The sequence below is a fragment of the Acinetobacter sp. P37 genome (assembly GCF_057480965.1).
Genome location: NZ_JBLIYY010000003.1, coordinates 251,311 through 262,027 on the forward strand (window position 1 = coordinate 251,311; position 10,717 = coordinate 262,027).

Below are 10,717 nucleotides of genomic sequence, written 5' to 3' on the forward strand. Positions count from 1 at the left end.
GAAATGCTGATGATTATAAGTGGATTGAATGTATATTTTGCATACACTTTATCCTAACTATAAAAAAACCCGCAAGCCGAAACTTACGGGTCTTTCATTGTACATTCTAAGTTCAATTTAACCTTAGAATAAACGGTTCATACCATTCAATGTTGCAACACGGTACGCTTCCGCCATAGTCGGATAGTTAAATGTGGTTTCTACGAAATATTTAATCGTATTGTTCGGGCTGTTCATCACAGCCTGACCAATGTGAATAATTTCCGCAGCATTATTACCGAAGCAATGAACACCTAAAATTTCTAAAGTATCACGATGGAACAAGATTTTAAGCTCGCCCACGGTATCGCCCGTAATTTGCGCACGTGCCAAATGACGGAAAGATGCCTGACCCACTTCATACGGAATTTTTTCTTCTGTTAACTGTTGTTCAGTTTTACCAATCGAAGAAATTTCAGGAATGGTATAAATACCCGTAGGAATATCCGTTACAGGTGCAATTCCTTCTTCACCGCTCATGTTAGAACCGGCACAACGACCTTGGTCATATGCAGCAGATGCAAGTGAAGGCCAACCGATTACATCACCCGCAGCAAAGATATTCTCTACTTCAGTCTGATATTGATCATTCACGGTTAATTGACCACGGCTGTTTGGTTTGATGCCTACATTTTCTAGACCTAAACCATCTGTATTACCAGAACGGCCGTTACACCACAAAATCGCATCCGCTTTAATTTTCTTACCACTTTGCAAGTGCAGAACCACATGATCATCATGTGTTTCAAGATGATCAATCTGTTCGTTGTGGCGAATCAGTACACCCTGCTCACGTAAACGGTATGACAAGGCGTCTGAGATTTCATCGTCTAAATAACTGAGTAATTTGTGCTGTGTATTGATCAAATCGACTTTGTGGTCTAGACCAATAAAGATAGAGGCATATTCACAACCAATCACACCTGCACCATAAATGATGATTTTTTGGATTGAATAATCCAGATCCAAAATTTTGTCTGAATCAAATACGCGAGGATGATTAAAGTCTAAAGCAGCTGGACGGTAAGGACGTGAACCTGTAGCAATCACTAATTGCTGGAATACTAAAGTTTCCGTCATACCTTCATTGCTAAAAATCAAAACAGTGTTTTGATCTTGGATGTACGCACGGCCGTGGAAAATATCAATTTTATTACGGTCATAAAAACGTGAATGAGTTTCAACTTGTTGTTGAATCACTTTATGCGCATTACGTAACACCTGTTTCATCGTGAACTGTTTCCATTCACCGACTTTTTGGAACATAGGGTCACGTTGGTAACGTAAAATGCTTGAAACGGTCTGACGCAATGCTTTACTTGGAATTGTTCCTACATGGGTACAGTTACCACCAAGCTGTTCACGCATATCTACAATTGCAACTCGCTTACCTGATTTAGCAAGTTTCATTGCAGCGCCTTCACCCGCAGGGCCAGAACCCAGAACTACCGCATCGTATTTCACGAAAGTTCCACTAACGACCTCTTTCTTACGTGGCATTCAACGCTCCTTTACAAATATTCTTTAATCTAGGCTGTATTATGACGTATATCCTAACTTTTTTGGATATTTAGCTCACATATATTATGTGATAACCACATTTATTATATGAATATCGTTTTCCCCCTATTTAAGCTCAAGTCCGCTATAATGATCGAGCTAATTTTTTGAATATCTCCTTGTCAAAAACAGTGGAAAAGTTGAATATGTCTGAGAACCGTAAACCTGTACAGGGTGTAAAACTTCGTGGCGCAGAAAAAGTCGCTCGCATACCTGTGAAGGTCGTGCCAACGGTTGAAACGCCTCGTAAGCCTGACTGGATTCGGGTCAAAATGGCTGCCCCTGATGAAGTTCAACGTATTAAAACAACTTTACGCGCACAAAAATTACATACCGTGTGTGAAGAAGCGGCTTGCCCGAACTTACCTGAATGTTTCGGTGGCGGTACTGCAACCTTTATGATTATGGGCGATATCTGTACTCGTCGTTGCCCATTCTGCGACGTTGCGCATGGTCGTCCCAATGCTCTTGACCCAGATGAACCACGCCATATGGCAGAAACCATTGCCAATCTTGGTTTGAAATATGCCGTAATTACGTCGGTCGACCGTGATGACCTAGTTGATGGCGGCGCACAGCACTTTGTTGACTGTATTAAAGAAGCTCGTGACTTGAGTCCAAAAACACTTTTGGAAATTTTAGTACCTGACTTCCGTGGTCGTATGGATGTTGCCCTTCGTATTATGACGGAGTGTCCACCTGATGTGTTTAACCACAACATTGAAACCGTGCCACGTTTGTATAAAGCAATGCGTCCGGGTTCTGACTACCAACACTCTCTAAACTTATTAAAAATGTTTAAAGAATACTGCCCAGATGTTCCAACCAAATGTGGTTTGATGGTCGGTATTGGTGAAACTGAAGAAGAAGTAATCGCGTTATTAGACGACTTAAAAGCACACGATGTTGACTATGTCACCATTGGTCAGTACTTACAGCCCTCTAAAGAACATGCACCGATCGATCGTTTCGTTACACCTGAAGAGTTTGATCGTTACACAGCACATGGTCAAAAGCTTGGTTTCAAAAACATTTGGGCTGCACCAATGGTCCGTTCAAGCTACTTTGCTGACCGTCAATACTATGGTGAGCCAGTACCTGCGGTACGTCGTAAAACTGATCCTGCAAAGAAAATTGCAGTTCAAACGATTGAAGCTTAATCACGCAAAGATTTAAAACATCGCAAATTAAAGCCCTCATTGATTGAGGGCTTTTTTTGTGGCTTTCACACACTCAGCCTAATTCGTTTCCCAATATAAGATCTTTCGAAAATTGTCCGTTCCTTAAACGTTATCCAATATATCGAATCATCCAAGTTTACGTAATGTGACATTTCTTTGCCCGATAGGGATTGTGTTGTGATTATTTATTAATCAATCTATTGATAACACTTTATTTGCGCTTTCATTATATTCGCGCAATTGTCCAAATAATACTCACCAGCCGAGTGATGCCATTTTGACAGTCTCATGCACTTTAAAATCAGAAAGACAAAAGATGAGATCATTTTTAAACGCATGTAGGCTGTTTTAAACGCATAACGCTCTGGCCCTTGTCACTGGAGCCATAACAAATGCTATTTATACTCAGTGCAGTACTCTTTATTTTTGCTCTTTGGGCCGTTTTTTTCTTTGAACTTTCACGAGCTGTAGGCGCAATAACACTGATATTTGTTTCAATTGCACTCGCCTTTTTAACCCCATGGTCATTAATACTTGGCATCCCTCTTATTGCTTTAAGTTTAGTTATGTTGATTGACCCACTGCGGCTCAATCTGCTCACCAAACCTGCCTATAAAACCTTAGCAAATGCAATGCCGAGTATGAGTACTACGGAACGTGAAGCGTTGGATGCAGGAACAAGTTGGTGGGAAAAAGAGCTATTTATGGGTGCGCCTGATTGGAAAAAATTTGAGGCTTATCCCTATCCACAGCTTAGTGCTGAAGAACAATCCTTCATTGATAATGAAGTCGAGCAACTTTGTGCCATGCTCAACGAGTGGGATATTCACCATAAACATAAAGACCTCCCACCAGAAGCTTGGCAATTCATTAAGGATAATGGTTTCTTAGGATTGGTGATTCCAAAATCTTACGGGGGCCGTGAATTTAGCTCATTTGCACAAAGCCGTGTCATGAGCAAGATTGCATCTCGCTCACTCACTGCCGCAGTCAGTTGTATGGTGCCCAACTCTCTTGGACCGGGGGAATTACTTCTACACTATGGTACCGAAGCACAAAAAGACCGATACCTCCCTGGCCTTGCAAAAGGTGAAGAAATTCCATGTTTTGGACTCACCAGCCCTGAAGCAGGCTCAGATGCAGGCGCTATTCCAGATACAGGTGTCGTCTGTTATGGCACTTTTGAGGGACAACAGGTGCTCGGCTTAAACATGAACTTCTCCAAACGCTGGATTACTCTTGCACCAATTGCCACTGTCATTGGTCTGGCATTTAAACTATACGATCCAGATGGCTTATTGGGAGATAAAAATAAAACGGAATATGGCATCACCTGCGCGCTGCTACCGGCGAGTCATGACGGTGTCATTACAGGTCCACGTCATAATCCAGGCTCTCCGTTTATGAATGGTACAGTTGAAGGCAAAGACGTCTTTATTCCCTTAGACTGGATCATTGGAGGGATAGAAAATGCCGGTAAAGGCTGGCGTATGCTAATGGAATGCTTAGCGGTTGGTCGTGGTATTTCACTCCCTGCATTGTCAACGGCAGCCGGAGAAATGGCATATTTAAATGTCGGTGCATTTGCCAAAGTTCGTCAGCAGTTTAAAATTTCTGTAGGTAATTTTGAAGGTGTACAAGAAGCTTCGAGTGATATCGCATCAGATGCTTATATGCTTGAAGCATTTCGCTATTTGGTGACTTGTGGTTTAAACCAAGGCGGCAAACCTGCTGTAATGACTGCAATGGCTAAATACTATGCCACTGAAACCATGCGGAAAGTGGTGAATCATGGCATGGACATCGTCGGTGGACGTGCCGTGCAAATGGGACCTCGTAATTTTTTAGCTTTGAATTATCAGGCCATTCCTGTGTCAATTACTGTCGAAGGTGCCAATATTCTAAGTCGCTCTCTGATGATTTTTGGACAAGGCTCAATGCGTTGCCATCCATATTTATTTAAAGAGCTACAATTACTTCAAGCCGAAGATAAGAACACTGCACTCAATACATTCAACGAAATGCTCTTTAAGCACTTGGGCTATACTTTTAACCGAACTGCACGCGCCTTTGCTTATGCGTTCACAGGTGGCCCATCCGACTCACCAGCTTCAGCAGATGAATTTAGCCGCCCCTACTATAAAAAAATTAATCGATTCAGTGCCGATTTCGCGCTGACTGCAGATATGTGTCTTGGCCTATTAGCCGGCGATATTAAACGTAAAGAAATGCTTTCGGGCCGACTTGCAGACATTCACTCTTATTTATTTATCGCGACGGCTATTCTTAAATATTATGAACAAAGTCAAAGAAGTGAAGCTGAACAATTACATGCGCAACTTGCATTAGATAAAGCTTTGTACAATGTTGAAGAAGCTTTCCATGGCTTATTTGACAACTTCCCAATGCGACTAGCAGCAAGCGTAGTAAAAATCATCTGCTTTCCGTTTGGACGAGTTGTTGCTAAACCAACAGACCTTTTAAAACGTGAAGTTGCCACTCAAATGATGCTAGACAATACTTTCCGACAAGAACTGAAAAAGCACGTGTATTACAGCACTGCAGCAGATGAAGTTTCTGGTCGTATGGAAAATGCCTTTTTACAACTGTTAAAAATTGAACCGCTGTGGAACCAATTTAAAAAAGCTGAATCTAAAGGTCAATTCAAAGGTTTAACTTTTGAAGCACATATAGCCGATGCCATTGCACAAAAATTCATTACAGCCTCTGAAGCTGAACAGCTCAGCACTTACAACATTCAACGCTATGACAGTATGCTCACAGATGTATTTGACATGCAGCTCATCCACGAACTTGAGTTATCCAATCCACATTTAACCGTTACACCAGAAGTGAAAAAGCAACAACACACCGATGATGAACCAGAAGCCTTCCTGCGTTATTAATCAACTTCTTCATCGATTTTGAGCTTAATTTTTCTCAAAATAAAAGCCATTCCACTGTTAAACAATGGGATGGCTTTTTTATACGACCATCAGCCAATGGTATCGCAGAGTCAAAGGTATAGGCTGTACTGCAAAATTACATCACAGAGGGTTTGCTGCATGTCACAACAAGATTATGAAAATGGCTTAAAAGTTCGTACTGAAGTTATGGGTGAAAGTTTCGTCAAACGTGCTCAAGACAATACCGTGCCATTTACTCAACCTTTGCAAGATTGGATTAATGAGCATGCATGGGGTTCAACTTGGCAGCGTGAAGGCGTTTTACCCCGTAAATATCGCTCACTGATTACCATTGCATTTTTAACTGCACAAAAAAGTCCAACAGAACTCAAGGGTCATGTCCGAGGTGCTTTAAATAATGGGGCGACTGTAGAAGAAATTCAGGAAGTGTTACTTCATAGTTTGCCATATTGTGGCGCACCGGCGACTCAAGAAGCCTTTCGTGCGGCACTTGAAGTCATTAATGACTATCAAAAATCTGAATAAGTTACTGCGTTATAAAACGGCTTTAGAAAACTACGATTATTGTGGTTTTCTAAAGGGTTTCATCTTGTTTTTAACTTACGACCTTAAATGCAGTGAATCCCGAATCAAATCCAGTAGACATTAAAATTATAGAAGAATTCATTCACTTCAAATCGAACTTGATATCCCAATTCTGTAAGCTCAGCAGATAGACTTCGAATCTCTTCTAAAGCTAAATGCTTGGGTAAAACCGTAAATACGGCGGTATTCCCCTGTTTGGCATTTTCCTCAATCAGCAAAGCCAAACGTGTCTTATATAAGGCGATATCTAAATTGGCTTGACTGGATAAAACTTTGGCATGTTCAGCGGGTAAAAAGCTCATATTCTTATACGCTTATCTAATTATTATTGCTTATAAATTAAGCCAAATTCAGCAAAGTGTGCAATGCATTTTTGTAATTGATATTTCAATTTCAAAGCGCATTGTTTGGCGCAAACGATGCTCTTCAAAGCGATATACAAAAAAAGGTACTCAAAAGAAATCCCTCATGACGAGGGATTTTCTATGCTAGCGGGGTAATGGAATATATTGCGAGTCACTGTTTTGAGTTTGCGGTTTACGCTCTCCCACTTGTACAGGTAATGTCATCGCCTTACCATCTCGCTCAATGTCAATTTGCATAGTGCTCAATGGCGCTTGTTGTGCAACGTAGTTGATTAAATGCGAAGTCGAGGTAATCAGCTCATTATTCACTTTCATGATTTTATCACCACGTTTTAAACCTGCTAGTGCTGCAGGTCCATTACGAATGACATCTGCAACAATCACACCATTCACACGTGGATCTAAAATATTTTCTTGTTTAATTGGAAGTAAACTAATACCTAACCAACCACGAACCACTCGCCCATCTTTTAAAATAGCGTTCAGCACTTGTTGACATACTTTTGCAGGAATAGCAAAACCAATCCCCAAAGAGCCACCTGACTGCGAGAAGATCGCGGTATTTACACCAATTAAGTTTCCTGCAACATCAATTAAAGCACCACCAGAGTTGCCGGGGTTGATCGCAGCATCTGTTTGAATAAAGTCTTCGTAAGTGTTGATTCCCAAATCTGAACGACCTGTAGCTGAGATAATTCCTTGCGTAACCGTCTGACCCACGCCAAAAGGGTTACCAATCGCTAGGACGACATCACCGACTTCATTGCCACTTAGCTTAAATGGCAAAACCGGTAATTGACTCATTTCAATCTTAATCACAGCTAGGTCTGTATCTGGGTCTGTACCCACAACTTTCGCTTCAGCACGACGACCATCATGTAAAGCCACAACGATCTGATCGGCCTGTGCGATCACGTGGTTATTCGTCAAAATATAGCCATCTGGACGAACAATCACACCTGAACCTAAACTATTTTCATTTTGATTGGTTTGATCTGGAAGTTGATTACCAAAAAACTCACGGTAAACAGGATCATTTAATAAAGGATGATCCAACTGTTTCACTTTTTGCGTAGTGAAAATATTGACAACCGCTGGAGCAGCAACTTTTACCGCAGCACTATATGAAACCACACCGCCTGTACGCGACGTATCAATGAGGGGCTCAACCTTTTCTGCAGGCATTTTAACCCCATCTGGGGCAATGGGTGCTTTAGGTTTTTGAACCTGTTGCCATGTAAAGAAACCGATGATCACAAGTATTAATAATACCCAAGGTAACCATGTAAAGGTCCGACGCACGTCTATATCCTCTAAATTTTATAATTCATTGATGGCTAAATAATTTATATCGTATTGTAATGTAATATTTTCAACAAACTTAAAAATAAACACAAAGATTTGTGATTCTTTAGTTACAATTTAAACAATCGTAAATTTTGATGCATCTCTTTTGAGATTTTGGACAGTATATGGCTCAGTTAATTGAAATTATTCAGTGGTGTGACAGCACACTCAAAGCACATGAATTTAAGGACTATGCTCCCAATGGCTTGCAAATTGAAGGCTCAGCAGAAGTGCATAAAATTTTATGTGCAGTTACTGCATCACAAACAGCGATTGAAGCCGCGATAGCAGAAAAAGCTGATTTGCTATTGGTACACCATGGTTATTTTTGGAAAGGTGAAGCTTACCCAATCACTGGTATGCGCGGCAAACGCATCAAAAGCCTGATCAGAAAAGATATTTCACTCGTAGCTTATCACTTACCTTTAGATAGTCACCCTACTTTAGGTAATAATGCAGCGATAGCTGATTTGCTCGAATTAGAGAATATTGAAGCCTTAGATCCAACTGAGCGCAATCCTATTGGCAATGTTGGTTATTTAAAACAAGCAATGACTCCAACAGCGTTTAAAGACTTTGTTTCTGAAAAATTAGGATTTAATGTCATTCACCTGCCGGCAGATAAACCATCGATTCAAAAAATTGGTTTTTGTACGGGCGGCGCACAGGACTTTATTGGCAAAGCCGCTGCATTAGATTGTGATGCGTACATTTCAGGTGAAGTGAGTGAACGTACTTTTTACGAAGCTGAAGAATTAAATGTGCATTATTATGCATGTGGACATCATGCAACTGAAAGATATGGTGTACAACGACTCGCAAAAGCTATTTCAGAACAGTTCAATATTGAGTATAGTTATTTCGAATTAAACAACCCGATTTAATTTAAATCGTTCTGGTCTTTGGCTCAGTCCTTATACGTATATTTTCAGGCTTTATTCTGTATTGTTATTTATAAGCAATGCGCATTTTACTGCAAGAATCTATTACAATAACGGCACTTAATGTCAAAACCCAGCAAAATGCAAGGAATTGAAAACATGACAACGATTACTTTACCAGCGTTACCTTACGGTTACGAAGATCTTGCTCCTCATATCAGCAAAGAAACTTTAGAATACCATCACGACAAACACCACAATACTTATGTGGTTAACCTAAACAAAGCAATTGAAGGTACTGACCTTGCTGGCAAAACTTTAGAAGAAATCATCACTGCTGTTAAAGGCGATGCTTCTAAAGCTGGTATCTTCAACAATGCAGCTCAAGTATGGAACCACACATTCTACTGGAACTGTATGGCTAAAAACGGTGGCGGTAAAGCTACTGGCGCTTTAGCAGCTAAAATCGACGAAGCTTTCGGTTCTTACGAAAAATTCGCTGAAGAATTTGCAAATGCTGCTGCAACTCAGTTCGGTTCAGGTTGGGCTTGGTTAGTTGCTGACGAAGTAAACGGCAACCTTTCTATCCTTAAAACTTCAAATGCTGACACTCCACTTGCTCACGGTAAAGTTGCAGTGTTGACTATCGACGTTTGGGAACATGCTTACTACATCGACTTCCGTAACGCTCGTCCTAAATACATCTCTACTTTCTTAGAAAGCCTAGTGAACTGGGACTATGCAAACGCTAAATATGCAGGTCAAGCTGCTGGCGTTGAAAAATAAGTTTTAAAACTTATTCAAAAGTCAAAAAAATCACCCTTTTAGGGTGATTTTTTATGGGCTTAACAATTTTAAAATCTATAAAAATATATAAGCACTACTTTTTCTTGTTTTAGTTCAAGTGAAATTAAATAAAGTTATGCAACAAGGATTTTTTATTACACATGTTGCATGTTAAACATTTTAAAAATTTAAAATCCGTAGGTATGGCCTTTCCCAACACAAGATTCTGAAATTTATTAAAATTAAGGTGTTTTCAAATACTATGTATTAAATTAATTGTAGGAGAATTACCATAGTTATATTTTTGAGAGTATAACTACGCAATTATTACCTTAAGAGATCATTTACGCCTAAATGACCAAACTTGCCATTTATTAGACGACCATCATCTAACTGCACGTTTTTAAATTCTATAGTTCCCTCTGAATCATTGACAGTTACACCACTACAATGATTATTCGTCAATTTACAGTTCCATTTCAGATAGATATTCACATTTAATTGACCCTTCTGTGGTCTTTGATAAGCTACATTTACATTTTTAGTTATAGTATCGTATTTCACTGTGAACTCTAGATCAGATTGCTTATCTCGACTCATAAAACGATAATATTTACTTTCATTCTCTGCATATGCAACTGCTGAAACAGTTTCATCAATTTTAAAAACTTCATCTCCTGCAATGACTTGACCATAAGGAATTTTTTTCACAAAACCTCCAGATACTTCTAAGTCTGGAGACGCAGTATATTCAACAGGGTTAGTAAATAAGTTATTGATGAATTTAAAGGTCGTTATACCATTTTCATAATCTGTATTTAATGTAAAATCTCGATTGAAGTATCCTTTATATATGTACACATCTTTAGGTTGCTCATTACTGAAATACTTCCCCTCTGTTAAGATAAATCTATCATGATCAAGATCCAAAGGATTATTAAAATTAAAATAGACTTCTTTCATAATTCATTTTTTGCTCAGCTCTAAATTATAGATTCCCGCAATTAAATTGAATCTTAAGCCCAGTCTTTTTCCTCGATTACGAT

The 10,717-nt window shown here is 39.6% G+C and carries 9 protein-coding genes; 5 read left to right on the forward strand and 4 right to left on the reverse strand.

Annotation, left to right across the window (positions count from 1 at the left end):
* Nucleotides 1–123 precede the first annotated feature (123 nt).
* Nucleotides 124–1,539 carry a Si-specific NAD(P)(+) transhydrogenase gene (gene sthA / locus AC25JC_RS04570; RefSeq protein ID WP_078190237.1) on the reverse strand — a complete coding sequence of 472 codons (1,416 nt, stop codon included), beginning with the start codon at nucleotides 1,537–1,539 and terminating at the stop codon, nucleotides 124–126.
* Between the two features lie 206 nt (nucleotides 1,540–1,745).
* Between sthA and lipA the strand changes: the two genes are divergently transcribed.
* The 3 genes from lipA (at nucleotide 1,746) to AC25JC_RS04585 (ending at nucleotide 6,232) form a co-directional block, all read left to right on the forward strand.
* Nucleotides 1,746–2,759, forward strand: a complete 1,014-nt coding sequence (gene lipA, locus AC25JC_RS04575; protein WP_180004941.1) for a lipoyl synthase — start codon at nucleotides 1,746–1,748, stop codon at nucleotides 2,757–2,759.
* A 413-nt stretch (nucleotides 2,760–3,172) separates the two neighbouring features.
* Entirely contained in the window at nucleotides 3,173–5,686 is a 2,514-nt protein-coding gene (locus tag AC25JC_RS04580; protein ID WP_486923532.1) for an acyl-CoA dehydrogenase, read from the forward strand.
* 159 nt (nucleotides 5,687–5,845) lie between these two features.
* The gene (locus AC25JC_RS04585; protein WP_005008801.1) at nucleotides 5,846–6,232 is read left to right on the forward strand and encodes a carboxymuconolactone decarboxylase family protein; all 387 of its coding nucleotides are present in this window, start codon (nucleotides 5,846–5,848) and stop codon (nucleotides 6,230–6,232) included.
* A gap of 104 nt (nucleotides 6,233–6,336) precedes the next feature.
* Here AC25JC_RS04585 and AC25JC_RS04590 read toward each other — a convergent pair whose 3' ends face one another.
* On the reverse strand, nucleotides 6,337–6,594 hold the full coding sequence (locus tag AC25JC_RS04590) for a hypothetical protein (RefSeq protein ID WP_078191893.1): 258 nt from the start codon (nucleotides 6,592–6,594) through the stop codon (nucleotides 6,337–6,339).
* Nucleotides 6,595–6,780: 186 nt separating this feature from the next.
* Nucleotides 6,781–7,959, reverse strand: a complete 1,179-nt coding sequence (locus AC25JC_RS04595) for a S1C family serine protease (RefSeq protein WP_180023429.1) — start codon at nucleotides 7,957–7,959, stop codon at nucleotides 6,781–6,783.
* A 170-nt stretch (nucleotides 7,960–8,129) separates the two neighbouring features.
* Between AC25JC_RS04595 and AC25JC_RS04600 the strand changes: the two genes are divergently transcribed.
* Both AC25JC_RS04600 and AC25JC_RS04605 read left to right on the forward strand, forming a co-directional pair.
* A complete protein-coding gene (locus AC25JC_RS04600) occupies nucleotides 8,130–8,888 on the forward strand; it encodes a Nif3-like dinuclear metal center hexameric protein (protein WP_486923533.1) in 759 nt (252 codons plus the stop codon).
* 156 nt (nucleotides 8,889–9,044) lie between these two features.
* On the forward strand, nucleotides 9,045–9,671 hold the full coding sequence (locus AC25JC_RS04605) for a superoxide dismutase (RefSeq protein WP_078192384.1): 627 nt from the start codon (nucleotides 9,045–9,047) through the stop codon (nucleotides 9,669–9,671).
* A 327-nt stretch (nucleotides 9,672–9,998) separates the two neighbouring features.
* On the opposite strand, the gene AC25JC_RS04610 is transcribed toward AC25JC_RS04605, so the two are convergent.
* Entirely contained in the window at nucleotides 9,999–10,634 is a 636-nt protein-coding gene (locus AC25JC_RS04610; protein WP_486923534.1) for a hypothetical protein, read from the reverse strand.
* Nucleotides 10,635–10,717: the final 83 nt, after the last annotated feature.

What these genes read in the sequence shown, in the direction of transcription:
- sthA (WP_078190237.1), bottom strand. Translation starts at nt 1,539, where the DNA reads ATGCCACGTAAGAAAGAGGTCGTTAGTGGAACTTTCGTGAAATACGAT.
- lipA (WP_180004941.1), top strand. Translation starts at nt 1,746, where the DNA reads ATGTCTGAGAACCGTAAACCTGTACAGGGTGTAAAACTTCGTGGCGCA.
- AC25JC_RS04580 (WP_486923532.1), top strand. Translation starts at nt 3,173, where the DNA reads ATGCTATTTATACTCAGTGCAGTACTCTTTATTTTTGCTCTTTGGGCC.
- AC25JC_RS04585 (WP_005008801.1), top strand. Translation starts at nt 5,846, where the DNA reads ATGTCACAACAAGATTATGAAAATGGCTTAAAAGTTCGTACTGAAGTT.
- AC25JC_RS04590 (WP_078191893.1), bottom strand. Translation starts at nt 6,594, where the DNA reads ATGAGCTTTTTACCCGCTGAACATGCCAAAGTTTTATCCAGTCAAGCC.
- AC25JC_RS04600 (WP_486923533.1), top strand. Translation starts at nt 8,130, where the DNA reads ATGGCTCAGTTAATTGAAATTATTCAGTGGTGTGACAGCACACTCAAA.
- AC25JC_RS04605 (WP_078192384.1), top strand. Translation starts at nt 9,045, where the DNA reads ATGACAACGATTACTTTACCAGCGTTACCTTACGGTTACGAAGATCTT.
- AC25JC_RS04610 (WP_486923534.1), bottom strand. Translation starts at nt 10,634, where the DNA reads ATGAAAGAAGTCTATTTTAATTTTAATAATCCTTTGGATCTTGATCAT.